The 22,767-nt window shown below is 31.4% G+C and carries 24 protein-coding genes; 8 read left to right on the forward strand and 16 right to left on the reverse strand.

Annotated features, from left to right (window positions below; genetic code table 11):
- Positions 1 to 71 precede the first annotated feature (71 nt).
- Positions 72 to 1,232 carry a THUMP domain-containing class I SAM-dependent RNA methyltransferase gene (locus ACVC08_RS05185; RefSeq protein ID WP_452601254.1) on the forward strand — a complete coding sequence of 387 codons (1,161 nt, stop codon included), beginning with the start codon at positions 72 to 74 and terminating at the stop codon, positions 1,230 to 1,232.
- Between the two features lie 73 nt (positions 1,233 to 1,305).
- Here the strand turns inward: ACVC08_RS05185 and ACVC08_RS05190 are convergent, their stop codons facing one another.
- The 7 genes from ACVC08_RS05190 to ACVC08_RS05220 form a co-directional block, all read right to left on the reverse strand.
- Positions 1,306 to 1,644: a DUF4870 domain-containing protein gene (locus tag ACVC08_RS05190; RefSeq protein WP_452601255.1), complete on the reverse strand. Its 339-nt coding sequence runs from the start codon at positions 1,642 to 1,644 to the stop codon at positions 1,306 to 1,308.
- Positions 1,645 to 1,743: 99 nt separating this feature from the next.
- Entirely contained in the window at positions 1,744 to 2,436 is a 693-nt protein-coding gene (locus ACVC08_RS05195) for a nitroreductase family protein (RefSeq protein WP_452601256.1), read from the reverse strand.
- Positions 2,437 to 2,648: 212 nt separating this feature from the next.
- Positions 2,649 to 3,029 carry a VOC family protein gene (locus ACVC08_RS05200; protein WP_452601257.1) on the reverse strand — a complete coding sequence of 127 codons (381 nt, stop codon included), beginning with the start codon at positions 3,027 to 3,029 and terminating at the stop codon, positions 2,649 to 2,651.
- 50 nt (positions 3,030 to 3,079) lie between these two features.
- Complete coding sequence (locus ACVC08_RS05205) at positions 3,080 to 3,496, reverse strand: YeeE/YedE family protein (protein WP_452601258.1); 417 nt, start codon at positions 3,494 to 3,496, stop codon at positions 3,080 to 3,082.
- A gap of 1 nt (position 3,497) precedes the next feature.
- On the reverse strand, positions 3,498 to 4,052 hold the full coding sequence (locus ACVC08_RS05210) for a YeeE/YedE family protein (RefSeq protein ID WP_452601259.1): 555 nt from the start codon (positions 4,050 to 4,052) through the stop codon (positions 3,498 to 3,500).
- Between the two features lie 16 nt (positions 4,053 to 4,068).
- On the reverse strand, positions 4,069 to 5,481 hold the full coding sequence (locus tag ACVC08_RS05215) for an MBL fold metallo-hydrolase (RefSeq protein WP_452601260.1): 1,413 nt from the start codon (positions 5,479 to 5,481) through the stop codon (positions 4,069 to 4,071).
- 214 nt (positions 5,482 to 5,695) lie between these two features.
- Positions 5,696 to 6,472 (reverse strand): M90 family metallopeptidase, encoded by a 777-nt coding sequence (locus ACVC08_RS05220; RefSeq protein WP_452601261.1) that lies wholly within the window; start codon positions 6,470 to 6,472, stop codon positions 5,696 to 5,698.
- 97 nt (positions 6,473 to 6,569) lie between these two features.
- Between ACVC08_RS05220 and ACVC08_RS05225 the strand changes: the two genes are divergently transcribed.
- The 5 genes from ACVC08_RS05225 (at position 6,570) to ACVC08_RS05245 (ending at position 9,821) form a co-directional block, all read left to right on the forward strand.
- Positions 6,570 to 7,235 carry an HAD family hydrolase gene (locus tag ACVC08_RS05225; protein WP_452601262.1) on the forward strand — a complete coding sequence of 222 codons (666 nt, stop codon included), beginning with the start codon at positions 6,570 to 6,572 and terminating at the stop codon, positions 7,233 to 7,235.
- A gap of 132 nt (positions 7,236 to 7,367) precedes the next feature.
- Positions 7,368 to 8,273, forward strand: coding sequence for a hypothetical protein (locus tag ACVC08_RS05230; protein WP_452601263.1), 906 nt, complete (start codon positions 7,368 to 7,370; stop codon positions 8,271 to 8,273).
- Positions 8,274 to 8,278: 5 nt separating this feature from the next.
- The gene (locus tag ACVC08_RS05235) at positions 8,279 to 8,896 is read left to right on the forward strand and encodes a glycoside hydrolase family 19 protein (protein ID WP_452601264.1); all 618 of its coding nucleotides are present in this window, start codon (positions 8,279 to 8,281) and stop codon (positions 8,894 to 8,896) included.
- 35 nt (positions 8,897 to 8,931) lie between these two features.
- Positions 8,932 to 9,513, forward strand: a complete 582-nt coding sequence (locus ACVC08_RS05240; RefSeq protein ID WP_452601265.1) for a hypothetical protein — start codon at positions 8,932 to 8,934, stop codon at positions 9,511 to 9,513.
- Between the two features lie 38 nt (positions 9,514 to 9,551).
- On the forward strand, positions 9,552 to 9,821 hold the full coding sequence (locus ACVC08_RS05245; RefSeq protein ID WP_452600433.1) for a hypothetical protein: 270 nt from the start codon (positions 9,552 to 9,554) through the stop codon (positions 9,819 to 9,821).
- Positions 9,822 to 9,940: 119 nt separating this feature from the next.
- Here the strand turns inward: ACVC08_RS05245 and ACVC08_RS05250 are convergent, their stop codons facing one another.
- The 6 genes from ACVC08_RS05250 to ACVC08_RS05275 form a co-directional block, all read right to left on the reverse strand.
- A complete protein-coding gene (locus ACVC08_RS05250) occupies positions 9,941 to 10,957 on the reverse strand; it encodes an FUSC family protein (protein WP_452600432.1) in 1,017 nt (338 codons plus the stop codon).
- An 87-nt stretch (positions 10,958 to 11,044) separates the two neighbouring features.
- A complete protein-coding gene (gene dnaN, locus ACVC08_RS05255) occupies positions 11,045 to 12,163 on the reverse strand; it encodes a DNA polymerase III subunit beta (protein WP_452600431.1) in 1,119 nt (372 codons plus the stop codon).
- A gap of 219 nt (positions 12,164 to 12,382) precedes the next feature.
- Entirely contained in the window at positions 12,383 to 14,776 is a 2,394-nt protein-coding gene (gldG, locus tag ACVC08_RS05260) for a gliding motility-associated ABC transporter substrate-binding protein GldG (RefSeq protein WP_452601266.1), read from the reverse strand.
- 108 nt (positions 14,777 to 14,884) lie between these two features.
- A complete protein-coding gene (locus tag ACVC08_RS05265) occupies positions 14,885 to 15,148 on the reverse strand; it encodes a hypothetical protein (RefSeq protein WP_452601267.1) in 264 nt (87 codons plus the stop codon).
- Between the two features lie 50 nt (positions 15,149 to 15,198).
- The gene (locus tag ACVC08_RS05270; protein ID WP_452601268.1) at positions 15,199 to 15,495 is read right to left on the reverse strand and encodes a putative quinol monooxygenase; all 297 of its coding nucleotides are present in this window, start codon (positions 15,493 to 15,495) and stop codon (positions 15,199 to 15,201) included.
- Entirely contained in the window at positions 15,495 to 16,364 is an 870-nt protein-coding gene (locus tag ACVC08_RS05275; protein ID WP_452601269.1) for an SAM hydrolase/SAM-dependent halogenase family protein, read from the reverse strand. Before ACVC08_RS05275 ends, ACVC08_RS05270 begins: the two co-directional genes overlap by 1 nt.
- A gap of 134 nt (positions 16,365 to 16,498) precedes the next feature.
- Here ACVC08_RS05275 and ACVC08_RS05280 point away from each other — a divergent pair, with 134 nt between their 5' ends.
- Positions 16,499 to 17,452, forward strand: a complete 954-nt coding sequence (locus tag ACVC08_RS05280; protein ID WP_452601270.1) for a PhoH family protein — start codon at positions 16,499 to 16,501, stop codon at positions 17,450 to 17,452.
- Between the two features lie 129 nt (positions 17,453 to 17,581).
- Positions 17,582 to 18,532, forward strand: coding sequence for a phosphoribosylaminoimidazolesuccinocarboxamide synthase (locus tag ACVC08_RS05285; RefSeq protein ID WP_452601271.1), 951 nt, complete (start codon positions 17,582 to 17,584; stop codon positions 18,530 to 18,532).
- A 56-nt stretch (positions 18,533 to 18,588) separates the two neighbouring features.
- On the opposite strand, the gene ACVC08_RS05290 is transcribed toward ACVC08_RS05285, so the two are convergent.
- From ACVC08_RS05290 to ACVC08_RS05300, 3 genes are all read right to left on the reverse strand, one after another.
- On the reverse strand, positions 18,589 to 19,524 hold the full coding sequence (locus ACVC08_RS05290; RefSeq protein ID WP_452601272.1) for a hypothetical protein: 936 nt from the start codon (positions 19,522 to 19,524) through the stop codon (positions 18,589 to 18,591).
- A gap of 140 nt (positions 19,525 to 19,664) precedes the next feature.
- Positions 19,665 to 20,312 (reverse strand): peroxiredoxin-like family protein, encoded by a 648-nt coding sequence (locus ACVC08_RS05295; protein ID WP_452601273.1) that lies wholly within the window; start codon positions 20,310 to 20,312, stop codon positions 19,665 to 19,667.
- An 86-nt stretch (positions 20,313 to 20,398) separates the two neighbouring features.
- Entirely contained in the window at positions 20,399 to 22,726 is a 2,328-nt protein-coding gene (locus ACVC08_RS05300) for a zinc-dependent metalloprotease (protein WP_452601274.1), read from the reverse strand.
- Positions 22,727 to 22,767 lie beyond the last annotated feature (41 nt).

Here is a 22,767-nt window from a genome sequence, read left to right on the forward strand (position 1 = left end):
GAATCTGGTTTTACTTAATAGTCAGTTTCGTGCAAAAATACTCTATTTTTGCAATCTATTAGACGAAAATAATGGAAGAAAATTTCAGAATGGTAGCCAAAACCTTATTTGGCTTTGAAGAGTTATTATCTAAAGAGTTAACACAGCTAGGCGCACGTGAAGTAAAAATTGGTGTACGTAATGTTAGTTTTGTTGGAGACAAAGGGTTTATGTACAAAGCTAATTTAGCATTACGTACTGCTACAAAAATATTAAAACCAATACATACATTTCGCGTTAGAAATGAAAAAGACTTATACAATCAAGTTTATAAAATGGATTGGAGTAAATACATGAAGCCTTCTGGTAGTATTGCGGTAGATTCTACTTTAAACTCTAAAGTTTTTACGCACTCGTTGTATATTTCTCAAAAAACAAAAGATGCTATTGTTGACAAGTTTAGAGATACAACAGGAGAACGCCCAAATGTAGATTTAAAGTTTCCAGATTTAAAGATAAATGTACATATAGATAGAGAAACGTGTAATATTTCTTTAGACGCATCTGGAGACTCGTTACATAAAAGAGGTTATAAAATGGCTACTAATATTGCGCCAATTAATGAAGTTTTGGCTGCAGGGTTAATAATGCTATCGGGTTGGGATGGGCAATCGGATTTTATGGATCCTATGTGTGGTAGTGGTACCATGCTAGCCGAAGCAGCTATGATAGCTTGTAATATTCCTCCAAACTTAATGCGTAAAGAATTTGCTTTTGAGCGTTGGCAAGATTGGGATGTAGATTTATTTGAAAAAATTGAAGAATCTTTATTAAACAAAACAAGAGATTTTCATTATAAAATTTTTGGTTTCGATAAATCGCCAAGTGCTGTCACAAAAGCAAAGGACAATATTAAAAATGCACATTTAGAGGAGTTTATTACTATTAAACATGAGGATTTCTTTAAAACTCAAAAAGGAGGCGATAGAAAACTTCACATGGTGTTTAACCCACCCTATGGAGAACGTTTAGACATTGAAATGGAAACCTTTTATAAGCAAATAGGGGATACCTTGAAGCAAAATTACCCAAATACAGAAGCATGGTTTATTACCTCTAATATAGAATCTATTAAACATGTTGGTTTAAGGCCTTTTCGAAAAATACATTTAAAGAATGCAAAATTAGAATCTCGTTTTTTAAAATATGAAATTTATGCTGGTAGTAAGAAAGGGAAGTATATAAAAAAATAATACAAAACTACAGAATACCAAAAGCGCTCACTTTATAGTGAGCGCTTTTTTTATCTCGAAAATTTTAAACTAACTAACTAATAAGATTAAGAGATAAAGGATATGATGGGGTTTCTCCATTACTAGCTTTAATGGCATTAATAATAGGAAATATAACTGCTACTATACCTAAAATGATTAGTCCTAAAGCACCTAATCCAAATAATAAAATTAGTGGCACACATACTATGGCATAAATAATTAAACTTAATTGAAAATTAATAATGCTTTTGCCATGGCTATCCATTTGGTAAACACGTTCTTTTTGAGTAACCCACAGTATTAATGGTAAGATTAAACTACCAAATCCTGTTAATAAAGTTACTAATTGACTTAAATGGGTAATTACTAATAATTGTTTGTCTTCTTTCATTGCGTTGTGATTTTTTTGATTGATACTTATATGACGCACAATCTTTTAAAACGTTACAACATCTATTGAAAAAAAATAAAAAGGATGTGTTAAGGCCTATTATTCGTAAAAAACGGTGACTTCCTCCAATGCTTTTCTTTTTAAATCGGGGACAAAAGTGGGAAGTTTTGGATATCCAACAGGAAGCAATAAAAAAGCCCTTTCGTTTGAAGGTCTATTTAAAATTTTTGTTAAAAAATTCATTGGGCTAGGGGTATGTGTTAATGTTACTAAACCAGCATCATGAATTGCAGAAATTAACATACCACAAGCAATTCCTATAGATTCATTTACGTAATAATTATTATGCTTTTCTCCGTTTGCTCCAAATTCATACACTTTTTTAAAAGCTATAATTAACCATGGTGCAATCTCTAAAAAAGGTTTGTGCATATCTGTTGCTAGAGGTGCTAGATCTCTTTTCCAGCGTTCACTCATTCTGTTCTCGTAACTTTCTTTTTCTTCAATTTCTGCTTCTTTTCTAATTTGTGTTTTTAATAAAGGATTAGAGATAGCACAGAATGTCCAAGGTTGTTTGTGAGCTCCAGATGGAGCAGTAGAAGCACTTTTTATTAAATTTTCTATAACTTGTTTTGGTACTGGCGTATCTGAAAAATCTCTTACAGATCTTCTTTTATCTAACCAGTCATGAAAAGCTTTACTTTTTTCTATTAATATATTTTCTGAAAATACCTCTGTATTATAAGAAACATGTTTATATCCATTAATTATTATATAATCTGTAGATTCCATAATATATCTTTTATTTAAGTTTTGTTAGCTACTTACTTAAGATATAGTTAATTAAAAGGTATATGCTTGTATAGACTTTATAATCGATGTGTTAAGTAGCGTTTATATATAGTTAGTTATATGTAACTAATTTAATAAATAAAAACTAAATGGATATCTATAAAAGATAGACTAATATAGCTGCACTAACCATTAAATAGACTAGTGGTGATTTATATATAATTGCTTAATTCTATTAAGTTCATGTCTGGGTCTCTTAGATATATTGATTTTATTCTTCCAAGAGCTCCTGTTCTTTCTACTACACCTTCTACAATTTTAACTCCTTTATTTTCAATCTCTACTTTTACGAGTTCAATTTTTGTTAAAACAATAAAACATAAGTCACTAGACCCACAGGTTGGAAAATTAGCTTTTGGCATAAATTCTTTACCTTTTTCATGAAGGTTTATTTTCTGGTTTCCAAAAGTTAGGGCTTTTCTATCTGTACCAAAAGTTACAGCTTTCATGCCTAAAATTTCAGTATAGAATTTAATTGTCTCTTCAATATTTTTTACAGTTAAAACAATATGGTCTATGTGGTCAATTGTCATATTAATACTTTTTAAGTATGCGCAATTAAAAAAAGATATTGGATCACTGTTTAATGAGGTAACTTCTTTTTTAGTAAGCCATAAACAAAAGTACCTAAAAGTGCTCCAAATATTAAAACCAGAATACTAACAAAACCAGAACCTAATAATACATACATAGGTCCAGGGCATGCTCCGGCTAGAGCCCAGCCTAGTCCAAAAAGAATACCTCCAGAAATATAACGTACAAATCCTTTTTCTTTTGGAGCGATAACAATAGCCTTTCCATTAATGTCTTTTGTTTGTGATGCTTTAAAATATTTTACCACTAAAATGCCTAGTACAATTGCAGAGCCGATAATACCATACATGTGAAAGCTTTTAAACTGGAACATTTCGTATATACGAAACCAAGATGCTACTTCCGATTTAATAAATAAAATGCCTAAAAATAATCCTATACTAAAAAAATATAATACTTGTTTCATCTTAAAAAATTAAAGGGAATATTAAATGTACCATAACTAAACCTCCTATAAAAAAACCAATAACAGCAATTAGAGAAGGAAGTTGTAAATTACTTAACCCAGAAATGGCATGTCCAGAAGTACAACCACCAGCATAACGTGCTCCAAACCCAACTAGAAAGCCTCCAATTAATAATATAGAAAATCCTTTAAGTGTAAGCATATTGTCTAAACTAAAAAGCTCTGTTGGTAAAAAAGAACTGTTTGTACTATTTATTCCTAATTCCTGTAGTTGCGCTACAACATCACCGTGTATTTGTGGTGGAGTAGGTGTTAAAAAGTTAAAAGCTATAAAGCCACCAACGATTACCCCAGCAACAATCCATAAATTCCATTTACTAGCTTGCCAATTAAATTTAAAAAAGTCTGAAAAGCGCCCTGCACCTCCAATAGCACATAGTGTTCTTAAATTAGAAGACATACCAAATTTTTTCCCCAGTTTAAGGAGTAAAAACATTATAAAAGCAATTAATGGGCCAGCGACGTACCAAGGCCATGTGTTGTAAATAAATTCCATTTATGTATAATTAGGATTATTTTAAAGTTGAAGGACAAACAAAATCAGAAATAGGAATGCCTACTTTTTTAATAGCTCCCATACCTCCAGCAACATCTATAATATTGTGTATGCCTCTACTTTTTAAAATAGAAGCTGCTATAACTGAGCGATAGCCTCCGGCACAATGTACGTAAAAAGGCTCATTTTCCGGAAATTCAGATAAGTGATTGTTTATATTATCTAAAGGTGTAAAGTTTGCTTTTTCAATATGACCCGCAATAAATTCGCCTTCTTTTCTTACATCAAAAACAGGAATAGTATTAGCTTCAAGTCTTTCTTTGAATGTCTCGGCAGAAATAGATTCTAGAGTATCTATTTCTTTTCCAGCGTTTTTCCAAGCTTCAATACCACCTTTTAAATATCCTAAAGTATTATCAAACCCAACACGAGACAGACGGGTGATAGCTTCTTCTTCACTACCTTCATCTACAACCAAAAGTAATGGCTGATTTATATCTGCAATTAATGCTCCAACCCATGGTGCAAATCCACCTTTTAAACCTATAAAAATAGAACGAGGAATATGGCCTTTTATAAATTCTGATTGATGACGAACATCTAAAACTAATGCATCGGTTTCGTTTGCAGCTGCTTCAAAAGCTTCTGGCGATAAAGCTTTATCGCCTTGTTTTATAACATCGTCTATGTGCGAGTAACCTTCTTTATTTAACTTTACATTTAACGGGAAATATAATGGAGGAGGTAATAAACCATCGGTAAGTTCTTTTATAAACTCTTCTTTAGTCATATCGGCTCTTAAAGCATAATTCATTTGTTTTTGATTGCCCAAGGTGTCTACCGTTTCTTTCATCATGTTTTTTCCACATGCAGAACCTGCTCCATGTCCAGGATATACTATAACATCATCCGCTAATGGCATGATTTTGTTTCTTAAACTATCGTACGATAAGCCTGCAAGTTCTTCCATTGTCATATTAGCCGCTTTTTGCGCTAAATCTGGCCTGCCTACGTCGCCTAAAAATAAGGTGTCTCCACTAAAAATGGCATGTTCTTTTCCATTTTCATCTATTAATAAATAGGTTGTACTTTCCATAGTATGGCCAGGAGTGTGCAATGCCTTAATGGTAACTTTTCCTAATTTAAACTCTTGTCCATCTTTAGCTATAATAGCCTCAAAAGAAGGGGTTGCTGTAGGCCCATATATTATAGGTGCTCCAGTTTCTTTAGATAAAGTTAAATGCCCGCTAACAAAATCGGCATGAAAATGAGTTTCAAAAATGTATTTTATAGTCGCATTATTGTCTTCTGCGCGAGCAATATAGCCTTTAACTTCTCTTAGAGGGTCTATAATTGCTACTTCTCCATTACTTTCTATATAATATGCCCCTTGAGCTAGGCAACCTGTGTATATTTGTTCAATTTTCATATGAATAAAAAAATCATTAGTTTTTATAATTACAAAACTAAAATAATTTTTAGAGTATACGGTTATAACCTAGAGTATAATTATGATAACTAAAAAGTTAAAACGTAAATAAAGCGCTCCTTTTGGGTAAATAATAGGGTGTTTTGTGTTGGTTTTTCCTATAATGTTTAAAATTTATAAAAAGGTTACATGACATTAATGGTTAAAATCATGATTACCTTTTTGCAGGATTTTGTTGAAAACACTGTTTAAGAATATTATAAAGTTTTGGATGTTTCTTTTTAAAAAGTTTTGGTCTTTCAAAAAAATACTCTGAAGTAACTGCAAAAAACTCAGCTTCGTTAGTTAATGCATATTTTCTAATATCCGATTGATCGTTATTTATTGCTTTCATTTCGCTATGCATTAATTCTTGCCATGGCTTTATATAATCTTTACCTAAAATGTGTTCAGGAATACCGTCAGTTTTACCATCCATTTTATCTACTAAATGAACAAATTCATGTACAGGTGTATTATGTTTATCTGTGTCATTTAAAAAAGCTTGGCGTAGTGCTTTACGAGAAAGAATCATTTGTTTTTCAAAACGTCCTGTTCCCACCATGCCTAGGATACGTCTTTTTTTTCCTTTATTAGAGAATTCTAAGTCTTCGTTAAAAGTATCTGGGTATAAAATAATTCCACTTAAATTATTATAATACCATTCTTTAAAACCAAACACAGGAATAACTGCACTGGCAGCAATTAAGACTTTATCTAGAGTTTCAATGTTTATAGAAACCCCATCTATATGTACTTCACTTAAAAAAGCCATCATTCGTTTTTGAAATAATACCTGTTTAGATGCCGATAGGTTTCTGTAAAATAAAACATGTTCTAATAAAATAGGGTGCCAATCTTTAGGGAAAGTGGCTACCGGTTTTCTTTTTATTTTTGATAGGGCAATAATAGCAAAACCAACTAAAAAGCCGAAAATGATAAATGTAATCATGTAAATTAATATAGGATTAATTTTCTATTATAAAATTGTAATAACAGCAATTAAATATAAGAACTATAATTATATTCGCTTAACTAAAAATAAAATTATGCTTAAAGCAGTACTTTTTGATATGGATGGGGTTATTGTAGATACAGAACCGTTGCACCATAAAGCGTATTATATGATGTTTGATGCGTTTAATATTGAGGTTTCTACAGCGTTATACGAATCGTTTACAGGGCAATCTACTATAAACATTTGCAGACGTTTATGCGACCACTTTAATTTAAGTAATGATCCTGAAGAATTAGTACAGAGTAAGCGTTCTGCTTTTACAAATTTATTTCATAATGATCCTAGTTTACAACTTATTGATGGTGTTTTAGATTTAATAAAAGATTATTATAATAATGGTGTTACGTTAGTATTAGCATCTTCTGCCTCTATGTTTACTATAAACAATGTATTTACGCGCTTTAACTTAGATCAGTATTTTATTGCTAAACTAAGTGGTGCCGATTTAAAAGCGTCTAAACCACATCCAGAAATTTTTGAAAAAGCAGCAAAAGTATCGGGGCATAAAAGAGAGGAGTGTATTGTTATTGAGGACTCTACAAACGGTATTAAAGCCGCTAAAGCTGCGGGTGTTTATTGCGTTGGATTTGATAGTATAAATTCTAAGAACCAAGATTATAGTCTAGCAGATATGGTAATTAACGATTTTAAATCTATTAGATATGAGGCCATAAAAACATTTTCGGTTATAAAATAAACAGAATCTATTGTTTGGCTTTTTTAGTATATTTAAAATGTTCTAATAAATAGCGTATTTATACGGGGGTTTATAATTAAAGTAATCCTTATTTTTAGCACACCATAAAATAACTAACTAAAACTAAACAAAATGGCCGATACCAATCCTATTACGCCAAAAACAACTACACCTAAAGTAGAAACAAAAGCGACTACACCTAAAACTAATACAACAAAAAAAGGAGCATCAAAAACAACAACATCCACTCCTAAAGCTACAATACAACCTAGTGCAACCACAAGCAAAGCGACTACAACAGACCAGAATATAAAACCGATAGATACAGCAAAATCGGGCATTTCTCAGCAAGTTATAGATAAATTAAGTTTAGAGATAAATAACATGTTATCTTTTGCTGTGTATAATGGGATTATAATAAATACAGAAGTAAACGCATTAATACAAAATAGTAATGTAGACGATTTAATTAATGCTCATAATTTATTGTGCAAAAACATAGCGCCTGCTACCCCAAAATCTATAGAGTATACTAAAAAACTTCATGAAAAAGGTCAGGATAAAACCTTTTTTAGTAAACTTCCTTTAGTACGAAACTTAATATTATTAGCAATTTTCTTTTTAGCAGTTTTTATATTTACTGGTCAAACTAAAGAAGTAAGTAATGAATCTTTAGATCAAGGTATGATGGCAAATAATGGTATTAATTTGTTACTTAACTTAGGGTATTTAGCATCCGTTTCTGGACTTGGTGTTCTATTTTCTATATTAAAAAGAGTAAGTGCTTCAGTTTTAAACGGAACTTTAGTTCCAGAAGAAACAATGGAATATGCTGCACAAATTGTATTAGGTATTATAGCTGGATTATTAATGTCTGAAGTTATTTCCTTTTATACCACAGATGCCGAAGCTATTAATTTATTTAATAAAAGTGTTTTAGCTCTTATAGGTGGGTTTTCTTCCGAAGCTATTTTTAGTATATTACAAGGTGTAATAGATAGAGTAAAAAACATTTTCGTACCAACAAAAAATGCTTAAAAATTATGGTTACAGAAGCAGAATTTAATGCTGTTATACCAGATGTAAATTGGAATTATGCTAAGCCTTATGTGCCTTTATTTATAGCAATTGTAGACAATTATGAAATAAATACACCACTAAGGCAAGCTCATTTTTTAGCGCAGATAACGCATGAAAGTGGTGGCTTTAAGTATGTTACAGAAAATTTAAATTACTCTGGTAAAGCACTATATAATATTTTTAGAAAATATTTTCCTACTTTAGATAGTACTATCAACTATGCAAGAAAACCAGAAAAAATAGCAAATAGAGTATATGCTAATAGAATGGGAAATGGTGCAGAGTCTAGTGAAGAAGGATGGAAGTATAGGGGAAGAGGCCTAATACAATTAACAGGAAAATCTAATTACGAATCCTTTTCTAAAGCCGTAAATAAGGACTTTATTGCCAATCCAGATTTAGTTGCTACACCTCAATGGGCATTAGCTTCTGCTTGTTGGTTTTGGAAACAAAGAAAAATTAATCAGTATGCAGATGCAGATGATATACATATGGTAACTAAGCGCATTAATGGTGGTTTTAATGGATTAGAACATAGACAGCATTATTTAGATGAATATAAAAAGTTATTTAAAACATAATAACAGAATCAAGTCGATATTAACATATATAACTAATGAAAAAACAAACTATAATTATTGCATGCATAACAAGTTTAATGTGCTTTACTTGTGCTAGTATACCAAGCTCTACAGTAACATTAACACAAGAGGTTATAAAGGAAGCAGACCAAATGCACCAATTAAACATTACTTTGGTGAACCAATTGTTTGAAGAACGAAAGCAAGTGATTAATTCTTTTATAACTAACCAATATACACCAACATTGATAAAGAATTATGAGAAACTGTTACCAGATACTTTAGATTATAAGAAATCGCTTCCAAAAATAATGGAAAGTATTATACCTGTTATTAATAGAAAAAAAGATTCTTTACAAAATGTATTAAGTGCACAACAAGAACGAATAATAAGTAGTTTAAATGATAATTATTTAAATTATACAAAAGCGACAACTTCTTTGCAAAACTTAATAAACTCTGCGGTTAAGGTAAAAACAGCAGAGAATGATGCCATTTCTTCTATACAAAATTTAACTGGTGATAAATTAGATATAAAGAAAGTTGAGAACTCAATAGATAGTTTAATCATTAAAGTTGGTGGAGATATGAATAAACTATTGGAAGTTGCTAAATAATACATAACCAAAAGAATTAACATTAATAAGATATAATTATGAGCGAAATAAATTGGGATGATTTAGCCGATAAAGCTGCTTCGCAAACAGATGAAGAATTTAATGCACAAATGGCAAACTTAACAAGTTTAAAAGTTACAGAAATTGATGCTTTTATTGCACAAAGTGCTATAACCAATGCTAATGCAGTAAAAGTTTTAAAAGAAATTAATGATGCTACGGCATCTAATAACCAAAAGGCTGTAGCTATAGCTAACGTAGATAAAGGCGTTAATTTTTTAGTAAGCTTAGTTACGAAAATAGTATAATTAAATTTCTGTTGAGGGGCAGAAATCATTCTAAATATTACTTTTTTTAGAATGAGAAAACGTACACTTATCGCTGTGTACGTTTTTGCTTTATATTAGGTGTTAATTACTCTTTTATTTTAATTAGAGTAGAGTTCAATTAAAGTTTTCATACTTTGTTTCATTTCTGTTAAACCAAAAATAAAGGTATGTCGTAATATATTCACTGAAGTATCTTCCTCAGAAATTTTTACATTCTCAATTAAATCTTTTATTGTTTCAAAAAAATCTTTGCTAGTGCTGTCGGCTATTTCTTTTCCTTTAGAGAGGTTTTCTAAAATTGTATTTACTAGAGCTTTAATCTTTTCTGTATCTTTTTCAATATTTGAAGTTTCATCTATAACATTGGTTTGCGATTCTTGTCCTACACGATGAATTATTATTATAGAATTGTAGAGAGTTCTTATATGTTTAATTCGAGATTTTAAATTATCGCTATCTGAAAACCTGACATTTTCAGTCATGTCTTCGGCCAAGTTTATATATTTATGGAATAAACTTGCATGTTTACTACCATCCTCATTATCTTTTTGTTTAGTATTAGCTATCGCAGAATTAAACCTATTATTAGCTGCTTTTAAAGCTTCTTTCATATAGCGTTTTGCTCTATCTTCAGACTTATCTGGCCAGATAATAAAAGTAACAAGTGTGCCTACACAAACTCCAATAGCTATGGCAATTAATCTATCTATAGTAACATTTAAGATACCACTTTCTGATGCTAAGGCAATTGCTAGTGCAGCGACAATACCATAACGCCAACTCTTTTTAAAACCAGTAATAAAATTAATAACTAGCATAGAAACACCTAAAGATATTGCGGTACCAACATTTGATGGTATTATGGTAGAAATTGTAAAGCCTATAATGCTGCCAACAATAGTCGCCACAACTCTAGATTTAGCTTGCGATATTGTATTTCCTATACTTGGTTCTACTATAAATACTGCCGATAATACGCATAAAAAAACTTCTTTGCTTTCTATACTTTTTATAATAACAAAAGCAAGTATAGCTGCTGTTGCAGACTGTAAAGCTAAACGCAAAGCATCTTTTTTATTGTTTGTATTGAATTTTATGTTAAATGGTAATTGCATGTGGCAAATATATAAAACAAAAAAACGCACACTGTAAAGTGTACGTTTTGTATATAAACTATAAAAGTTGTTTTATATCGTTTTTAATTATGCATTAAGCATTACTGGCATAACTAACATGGTTACATTTTCTCCTTCATCTAAACCATCAATTGGTGTTAAAATACCAGCTCTGTTAGGCATACTCATTTCTAGTTGCACATCGCTAGCATTTAAATTATTTAACATTTCGGTTAAAAAGCGAGAGTTAAAACCAATCTGCATATCATCTCCTTGATAATCGCAAGTTAAACGTTCTTCAGCTTTATTACTGTAATCAACATCTTCAGCAGAAATATTTAATTCTGCTCCGGCAATTTTTAAACGAATTTGGTGAGTTGTTTTGTTAGAGAAAATACTAACACGTTTTACCGAGTTTAAAAACTGAGTACGATCTATACTTAACTTATTAGGGTTTTCTTTAGGAATAACCGCTTCATAGTTAGGATATTTACCATCTATTAAACGACATATTAACACTGTGTTCTCGAAAGTAAACTTTGCATTAGAGTCGTTATACTCTATAGTTACTTCTTCATCACTTGCAGATAAAATACCTTTTAATAATGTTAAAGGTTTTTTAGGCATGATAAACTCTGCTACTTGAGAAGCACTAACATCTTCGCGAGTGTATTTTACTAACTTATGCGCATCTGTAGCAACAAAGGTTAAGTTGTCTGTAGAAAATTGAAAGAAAACACCACTCATTACAGGTCTTAAATCGTCGTTACCAGCAGCAAAAATAGTTTTGCTAATAGCTGTAGCTAAAATATTTCCTGCAATAGTTGTAGCACTTGGATCCTCTAAAGCAACGGCTTTAGGAAACTCATTGCCATCTGCATATGCTAATGCATATTTACCATGATTAGAGCTTATTTCTACAGTATTATTATCCTCTATTACAAAGGTTAAGGGTTGTTCTGGAAACGTTTTTAAAGTGTCTAATAATAAACGAGCAGGAATAGCAACGCTACCAACACTATCACTTTCTATATCTAAAACAGAAGACATTGTTGTTTCTAAATCGCTTGCAGAAACGGTTAGTTTAGAATTATCAATATCAAACAAGAAATTATCTAAAATGGGTAAGGTGTTAGAACTATTAATTACACCTCCTAAAACTTGTAATTGTTTTAGTAAATAAGTACTCGATACTATAAATTTCATTTGGTTATTTATAAGGTATTATATTATGGTTTGTTATTGTGAGTTTTGAGGTTGTTACTATTAGGGATAGCTTACAAAATGACACAATAAATACTAACTTTTAATTTAAATTATTCACAAAAAGTTATCAACACAAATATATTATTTAACTCTTTAATAGAGAAACAAACTTATTAACAAGTTGAGCCCTTAAAAAGTGCTATTGTAGAGTTGTATTTATTAAGCTTTTTTGGAATATTTTCTTTTTCTTAAAAAGTTAAATAAAAAGCCAAAAAGCCCTAAAATAAAGAGTGGTAGCACAATATTTATTAATTGCCACTTGGTTTTTTCTTTTGCTATTTTTTGCTGATCTAAAAATGCTACAGCCACTTCTTTAGAGCGAATGTTTATAAGTCCATCGTCATCTAAAAGATAATTTACAGCATTTAGTAAAAATTCTTTATTCCCAAAGGTTTGTAGCGTACCACGATCGAAACCTAATTCTTCTGGTCCATTTCTGCCAATTTCATTTTTTATAACATCCCCATCGGAAATGACAATCATTTTTGTATCGGTACTTTTATTTTTAATATCTGGTAAATCAAAAGGCTTAATTCTATTATTGTAAACCGATGTAAATTCACCTTCTAATAATACAGCTAAAGTTTGTGATCCTTTATTAAAGGTTTTAGGGTCTGGTGCTTCATTTACAGATTCTAAGCTAATAATTGCAGGAGTTCCTTCTAATTTACTTAATGGAGCACTTTCTAGTAAAATGGTCTTTTTAATATTGTTTTTAAGCGTATCTATTGGGTTTGCAAAATCAAACTTTAAAAAGTTCAAGTTGTTTACAATAGGGTGTTTACTAGAACTCGTAGCCAATGGTGAATAGGTCCATGGTAAATTGTCTACACGAGATTCGCTACCTTCTCCTTGCGCTAAAGTTATAGGAGCCGAATACATAGATTTTACAAGTAATGGGTTAGTACGAACTCCATATTTGAAAAAGAAATCGGTTAAGTTTAAATCTCTACTTACTGCAACATTTTTACCTTCAATATTGTACAGGCTGTCTTTTTCCATAGCAACAGCATCCAGTAACCAGAGACTTTTCCCTCCGTTCATGGTGTATTGGTCTAGTACTAATTTTTCATTTTCTGAAAAGGCTTCTGTTGGTTTTGCTGAAATTATTAAATCGTAGGTATTTAACGATTTAGATGTTTTTATGGGGTTTGTTGCAACACTATCTAATGTAAATGGCGCAATAAAATAGTAATCGCGAAGGGTCTTTACAAAATCGAAAATATATTTATTTTCTAATTGTCCGTTACCTCTTAAAATACCAATTTTTCTACGCTTCGGGTTTACTAACTTACCAAAGCCATCTGCAAAAGCGTACTCTAAGTGTTGTACAGAATTAGATACTAATTCTTCTTGCGTAGCACCAATTTTATTTTTTACTAACGGAATTTTTACCGTTTGGTTATTAAAACTAGCCAATGCCCAAGGAAATATAACTCGTTGTGAATTTTGTCCATTTTTACCCTGTACACTTAACTGCATTGGTGTTAGTCCACGATCATTTAATATTTGCATACTACGCTCTCGTGTTTCTTCTTCCTCAATAGGGTTTATAAACTTAAATTTAATATTACCATTATAAGCAGAAAACTCTTCTAGAATTTGTTTAGTTTCGGTTTGTAGACGTCTAAATTCTGAAGGAAAATCTTCACCTTCTAGAAACACATCTATTATAATAGGTGAATTAACTTCCTTTACAACATTTAAAGCCGCTTCGCTTAGTGTATAGCGTTTATCTGAAGTTAAATCGAAACGTTTATATACAGATGAACTTAATATGTTTAGTACGAGTAATACAACAGGAACAATAGCTATATAAGCCCATTTTATAGGTTTTGAACCTTCTCTATTAATACGTTTAACTGTAAAGAAGAGAAAAATAGCTGTTATACTTAAAAAATATAAGATATCTCGTGTATCTAATACACCAAGACTCATACTTTTATAGTGTGCACTCATTCCTAATTGCTCTATAAAATTGCTTGTACTTAAATCTGCTACACCTTCGAAGCCTATGTAAAATAGAAAGCACATAAACACCGCACTAATAAATGCAACGATTTGGTTATCAGATAATGTAGATGCAAATACACCAATAGCAGTATAAGCAGCTACTAGAAATAACAGTCCAAAATAAGAACCTAAGGTACTGCCAACATCTAAATTGCCAACAGGGTTCCCTAATTGATTGACTGTATAAACATATAAGAGGGTAGGTAAAAGTGCGAGTATGATTAATAAGAATGCGCCTAAGTATTTACCTAATACAATTTGTAAATGCGAAATTGGTTTAGTCAATAACAGTTCTAAAGTACCTTGTTTTTTCTCATCGCTAAAACTACGCATGGTAACCGCAGGAATTAAGAAAATAAGAATCCAAGGCGATAACAAAAAGAACGAGGATAAATCGGCAAAACCGTAATCAAGAATATTAAATTCTCCTTTAAAAACCCATAAAAAGAGTCCGTTTAATATTAAAAATATTGCAATCACCAAGTAACCTATTGGTGAAGCAAAAAATGAGTTTATTTCTTTTTTTAGTAATGCGAACATCTAAAATTTTATGTTTTTAGTTCCCGCAAAGGCGGAAATTGTATTGTTTATTTTTATCAAAGATATTAAACCTGCAGATAATTTAAATGACTTTAAATTTAAAGAAATCTAATCCTTTTTCTTTTTTCTAATCACCCCACTTATCAGAAAAACTGATATACCTATTATTAAAAAAATAAATCCCCTTTTAGAATGCTCAGAACTTTCTTTTTCTAGCTCTTTAGCTTCATTATAATACTCTTGAGATGTTTTATTAATAGAGTCTAATTGTATATTGGTATTTTCTTTTACTCCTGAATTATTAATTGCAGACATGGAGTTGTTTGACAATATATAAAATGATAAAAATAAATACAGTAATGTTTTTTTCATGATTTTAAAATAGAATGTATAAAATTTCGTCAATCGTCAATCGTCAATCGTCAATCTAAACTCACCAATTTATCTACACTCCATGCTTCTGGTTTACCATCAAACATCGGCTTAGTTTGTGCCCAAACGCCTTTAAATAAATCGGAATGTCTGTAATTTTCTAAATCGGCTTCAGTATTCCAATAACTATACGTAAAAAAGATATTAGTATTGTGTTTGTCTCTGTATAATTCTAAAAACTGACAGCCTTCAAAATTACGAATGCGTTGTTTTACAGTTTCAAAATTTGCTAAAAATTCAGGAATATGCTCTTCAGCAAAACTCATTTTTACAATACGTACAAACATTAAAAATTGTTTTTTGTTTCTGGGTATGGCGAAACCTTGTTAATAAAATTAACGGTAACAGTATCTCTTAAATTTAGTCCCATAAGCGTACTAGCACTACCAACCGAACTACTATTACTTTTATAAATAGCGATTTCTAAATAATTAGACGAATTAAAAACAACTAAGCCACGGCCTTCGTCATTTCGTTTATCCTCAGGGATTTCAAAATTAACAATATCGCTATATTTCGAATATATTTTTTTGAACTTATAATTTCTGGCAGAAATTTCAAAGGCTCTTCCTTTTTGTATTGTTTCAAAAAAGGCCTGTTTTATATTAGTAATAACATTGCCGTAATTATCTATATAAATGATACTACCTATAATCTGTGTTTTTTCGTCATTAACATAAGGTGCTAAATTTCTTATAGGCTTTATATTGGTTATAGGTTTACCAATAATACCCAAAGCACCACCTCGAGCAATGTGGCAAGCAACCTTTACAAAAGCATCCAATACAGGGAAACTAGTTTCTATTCTATCGTGTATATTAATTTCTACAAGTTGTTCTGGAGTAATTTCAGAACAAATCATACTCATAATGCCGTTATTAGCACAAACAAAATAATGTCCGTTAAGTTTTATAGCAATATGTTTGTTTTCTTCATTAATTTCAGAATCTATACCAATAATATGTATTGTGCCTTCTGGAAAACTACTGTAAGCGTTTTGAATTATATAAGCGGCTTCTGGAATGTTGAAAGGAGAAACAGAATGTGAGATATCAACAATTCTAACATCGGGTAATTCGCTATAAATAGCTCCTTTTACCGCACCAGCAAAGTGATCTTTCTCACCAAAATCTGTTGTTAATGTAATAATTGCCATGGACTAATTGTTGATATTTTTTTGAATTAACAAACTTAAAAATGTGTAAGTTTGTTAAGTAATTTGTTGGTATAGCTTTACTGTAGCAAAACTAATAAAACTTAAGAGAAAAATTTAATTAAATCGTCTAGCTTTTGAACGAAATTATAATAGAACTTGAAGAAATAAGCCCAAAAGAGTTTTTTGGAACTGGAAATGAAAATATTGTACTACTTAAAAAGTACTTTCCTAAATTAAAAATTGTAGCCCGCGGTAATAAAATAAAAGCATTTGGAGAAGAAGAATTATTAGATGAATTCGATAGGCGCATGACGATGCTTTTAAAACATTTTGGGAAGTATAATAAACTAGACGAAAATGTTATAGAGCGTGTGTTAACTAGCCAAAGTAGTGATGATTATACAACGTCTACACAAAGTGGAGAAGTTATAGTGCATGGTGCAAATGGAAAATTAATTAAGGCACAAACTGCAAACCAGCGTAAATTGGTAGAGCTAATGCGTAAAAACGATATGGTTTTTGCAATTGGCCCAGCAGGTACTGGAAAAACTTACACAGGGGTAGCTTTAGCAGTACAAGCGTTAAAAAATAAAGAAGTAAAACGTATTATATTAACACGTCCAGCAGTAGAAGCAGGGGAGAACCTAGGGTTTTTACCAGGAGATTTAAAAGAAAAATTAGATCCATACATGCAACCGTTATACGATGCATTACGTGATATGATTCCGGCAGAAAAACTTGCGCATTACATTGAAAACGGAACAATACAAATTGCGCCTTTGGCATTTATGAGAGGTCGTACGTTAGATAATGCTTTTGTTATTTTAGACGAAGGGCAGAACACGACACATAACCAAATGAAAATGTTTTTAACCCGTATGGGTAAAAGTGCTAAGTTTTTATTAACAGGAGATCCCGGACAAATAGATTTGCCACGACGTACCATTTCTGGCCTAAAGGAAGCTCTTTTAGTGTTAAAAGACGTTGAAGGTGTTGGCATGGTGTTTTTAGATGATAAAGATGTAATACGCCATAAACTGGTTAAGAAAATTATTGCAGCATATAAGCAAATTGAAAATGCAGAATAAGGTTGAAGTTGAAGTAGAAGTTGAAAATGACGATATTAAATTAGGCTTTTTGTAAAAAAGAAACAAAAGCCAAAAAACAAGAAGTATTTAAAATTATACAGAATATATTCAGAACTATTTAAAGGACTAATGAGTAATACAATAATAGATTCCAATTTTAATTTTCCAGGACAAAAAAGTGTTTATAAAGGAAAAGTAAGAGCTGTTTACAGTTTAGAGAACGACCGTTTGGTAATGGTAGCTACCGATAGATTAAGTGCTTTCGATGTAGTAATGCCAAAAGGAATACCTTACAAGGGGCAGATATTAAACCAGATTGCTACTAAATTTATGGCACAAACTGAGGATATTGTGCCAAATTGGTTAACAGCAACCCCAGACCCAAATGTAGCGATAGGAGAGTTATGCGAGCCTTTTAAGGTAGAAATGGTAATTCGCGGCTATATGTCTGGTCATGCTGCTAGAGAATATAAAGCGGGTAAACGTATACTTTGTGGAGTACCTATGCCTGAAGGTATGAAAGAGAATGACAAGTTCCCAGAGCCAATTATTACGCCTGCAACTAAAGCAGAAATGGGAGATCATGACGAAGATATTTCTCGTGAAGATATTTTGAAGAAAGGTATAGTTTCGGAAGCTGATTATTTGGTTTTAGAGGATTACACACGCAAATTATTTACTCGTGGTACTGAAATTGCTGCTTCTCGAGGTTTAATTTTAGTAGATACTAAATACGAATTCGGAAAAACTAAAGATGGAAAAATCGTTTTAATAGACGAAATACACACGCCAGATTCTTCACGCTATTTTTATGCAGATGGTTATGAAGAGCGTCAAGAAAAGGGAGAAGCACAGAAACAATTGTCTAAAGAGTTTGTGCGCCAATGGCTAATTGCTAATGATTTTCAAGGCCTTGAAGGGCAAACTGTACCAGAAATGAGCGATGCCTATATTGAGAGTGTTAGCGAACGTTATATTGAGTTGTACGAAAATATTATGGGAGAGCCTTTTGTAAAGGCAGATGTTTCTAATATTCAAGAACGTATTAGGAACAATGTGGAGGCGTTTTTGGCTGAATAAAAAAACTAAAACAGTTATAATATTTTGAAAAGACCTTGATTTTCTCAAGGTCTTTTTTACTTTGAAAGTAATTTATCTGGAATCTCATAAGTTGCAGAGTACATTAAGTTTTTATTGCTTTTTTTGAATTGTTCTAAAGCCTTTTTTCGCCATTCTGTATCTTCAACTGTTGTATTAAAATCTTCATAAGTTAGAACATCATAAAATTCTCCATTTAACCAAGGTTCTATACCGTGGATAATTATTCCTTTTTCCTGAATACGTTTAAGTACAATTTCAAAATCAGTTTCTGAAAAGTAATAGGAGCTTTCTACATCGAAACCATTGTTTAAATTTTTAAGCCCGTAGAATATGTTTGCTTTTAGATAATTTGTATCTATTTCTGGCTTCTCCATCCATTTTGAATATTTTTCATATTGTGAATCTGTATATTCCGGAAACCAATCGTAATTAAAATGAAGTAATTTGTCATTTTTAAAAGTCAAGACTATATAATTATAATCTGGTCTTCTATTAATCGTTAAATCATCATAAAACCATATGTCTTCTATTTTATTACTTCCGTTACGACTATTATTTACGTGTACATTTGGATATATCTTTTTAATATCATTAATAGTCGTTTTTTCTGAAAGTATAATTTGGGGGAATTTTATTTCTAATCCATTCTTAAATACTAAATGTCCCAGAAAAGCAGTGTTTTCATGAATTCTATAGACTAAATCCCAATTTTCTTTATAAACATGACATAGTAAGTTAAAATCTCCTTGATTAGGGAGAATTCGTGTCGTAGTGCAACTATCTACTATTTGAATCGGTTTATCGTATAACTTATCAAGTAATTTTGGTGATAAAATAATGGAGTGTTCATTAAATTTTGCTTTACTTATTTCAAGTTTATTTAACTCTAAATAGCCTTCTTCGTTTTTAGAATTGCTTTTACAACCAATTATTAGGATAATTAATACTATTAAGATTTTAATTTTATTCACTTTAAAGTATTTATTAAATAAGATATATCAAATTTAACTTAAAATAAAAATAGTAAGTATACTAAATAATTATAATGTGAAAAAAGAAGTAGTCAAAACGCATAGATTTTGACTGTGCTCGAATATACATAAGTGTATTTTTAGTTATTCTGTAAAACCTCTAATATATCTTTAGGTTCTGCACGCTCTGTATAACGCTCGGTAACAAAATCGTAAATAATTTTACCATTTTCGTTTATAATGTATGTGGCAGCTAATGGTAGCTCGTAATTGTTGTTACCATTGTGTTTATCTACATGAATGTTAAACTCATTACTATATAAATCTTGTAAATCTTTTGGCATTTTAAATACTAGGCCTAGGTTTTTAGCAACTTTATTATCTACATCGCTTAATACTTGAAATGATAATTCGTTTTTTTCGCTTGTTGTTAAGGATTGGTCTGGAACTTCTGGAGAAATAGCTATTAATTCGGCATTATTAGCTTCAATTTCTGGTAATATATTTTGTAATGCTCTTAACTCCATATTACAATACGGACACCAACCACCTCTATAAAATGATAACACTACACGTTTGTTTTTTAATCTATTAGATAGTGTAACAGGCGTATTTGTAGCATTTACTAATGTAAAATCGTTTATTATATCTCCTGTTTTTAAAGCATTTTTGGTAATATTAGATTGTATTAATGCTTGAGTTGCATTATCCATTATATTATATTTTTCGCTAGCTAGTACTTTTTTTGTGGCAGCTGCTTTAGTATCTAATTGTTCTTTTAATGTCATGTTTAAAGTATTTTCAACTTTGGTCGTAATAAAAAAGGATTCCTAAATTAGGAATCCTTTTTTTATTTAACATATTTTAAAGAAGACTATTCAATAATTATACGCTTATTAATTTTTTGTCCAGCAGTTTCAATACTTAAAATGTAAACAGCGGTATTTAATTTACCAAACTGAATGGTTTTATTAAATGTTCCTGCTGTGTTTTTAAATGATTGTGTGTTTATTAATCGTCCACTTAGGTCAAATAATTTTACATTAACATCTTCACTATTTATAGTGTTAAATGATAAGTTTATAGCTCCATTAGATGGGTTTGGCCATAAGCTTATTGCATTTTCTAAATTAAATTCAGGTACACTTAATGCTGCTGTACCACAAATTTCTATAGCATAGTTTTGGAATACACCTCCGTCTTCAGAAGGGTAACCATCTGTAGCAGTAAGAATCCAGTTACCTTGAGCGTTTTCACCATTAAAAGCAGATAATACTTCTTCTGGTTGAATAATACCTCCAACAGCAGGAGCTGTAGCACTACATACTACAGGGCCAGAAGCTTGATCATCATACGTTGCTGCTATATCATCTGTACCGTCATCACATTTACTATTAGCTAACATAATTACTTCAGTTCCATTTGGCGATGTTAATTTAAGTTCCATATCACCAGCCCAAATGTGCTGTACATTTACTGTAACATTTATATCTGAAATTACTGTATCTGCACTAATATTTATTGTAGATGTTATTACGTGCTCTGTAGTTCCTGTAGATGGTATTGTTATATTATTTTCGGTAGAATTATAAGTACTACATACAATTGCTGCTGTTGTAAAATTATATACACTAGAGTAGCTAGATTCGCCACAGCTATTTGTAGATTTTACTCTCCAGTAGTATTGAGTAGATTCTGATAATGTTGGTGTTGTAAAAGTAGCGGCATTAACAACATTAGATGTTGTATTTGCTGTAAAAGCAGCATCTGTAGCTGTTTCAACTGTATAGGTTTCTGCTTCTGCTATAACTGCCCAATTAAGGTCTACTGCTAATGCTGTACCAGTTGCTCCATTGGCAGGTGTTGTTAATCCTGGTGCTACTGGTGCAGCTCCATTAACATTTAAATCTAAATCTATAGAGTTCGTTGTAACTCCTGTTCCTGTTACTGCAATAGTATAATTACCAGCTGTAGCTCCACTTAGGTTACCTACTGTTAATGTAAAGTTACCATCTGCACTTAATGCTGTCGGGTTAAAAGTTGCAGTTGCTCCTGCAGGAAGTCCTGCTGCCGAAAATGTTGTAGGGTCTGCGTTACCTCCAGTTGCTGTATATGTTAAGTTATAGATAACTTCATTTCCAGGAGAACAAATACTAGATGCACTGTTAGTAGCTGCAATTGTAAAATCTGGTGCTGCAGAACATACAACTACATTTGGCTTAAATTGAGACTCTATAGACATAATATAGGCCTCTGCAACTGTAATTTGTCCAGCACTAAACATAAACATACAAGCATCATTGGTATAATCCATATAACTTTGGAACAGAACTTGTTCACTTGAATCACAAGCAGGCGAACCTCCTAAAGTAGGGCAACCTCCAGAACTTGCATTTTGGTTTGGTGTATCTGCAATACCATCATCTGTTGAGCAAGATCCAGTAAAGGTGTGTTCTAAATTATAAAAGTGACCTAGTTCATGGGTTACTGTTCTTCCTAAATCGTATGGTGCACCAGGTACTATTCCAGAACTTGGGCAACCAGCACCAGAGCCAAATGCTCCTAAATTCATTGTTACAGAATTTCCATTAGCTATACTTCCTCCAAGAGGTGAGAAACCTAATAGACCGCCTCCAATATCTTTAACTAAAAAATTCATATATCCTCCCCAGTTAGGGTCTGTAGATGTTCCTCCTCCAAAGTTGTAACCAATAGTTACAGCAGGACCACCTTCTACTAAATCAGGATCTGTACCAGATGGATGGTTCATGGTAGCAATACAAAATAAAATATTAGCAGCACCAGTATTTACACCAGGATAGTGAGATGAAGCAGCAGCCCAGTTAGAGATGTCTGCATTAGTACCTGTAAAATCTGCATTTAAAATGTCTACTTGATTTTGAGCTAATGCTTCTAAACAAGCACGATCTGATTCTTGTGCTTCTGGATAGTGAACCGCTACAGGAATTATTATAGGATCCATTCTTCTTGCTGTTGCTTTATTAGCAAGATTTTTTTCAAGTTGAGCTTTAAATTTAGCTTGAGATGCTCTATATTGTCTAGCAAATTGAGGGTCTTTCATTTTTTCTTTCATGTAATTGACCATTCCACATTTTTCTTGTGAATACGATGAAAACACGCATAGTATAAATGCTAATGTAAAAAGTAAAGGATTACTTTTTAAAGTAATTTTAGAGTTCATTTTTTGTTGGATTTTTTTAAATTAAGTGTTAAAAATATCTT

This window comes from Pontimicrobium sp. MEBiC06410 (assembly GCF_053601615.1).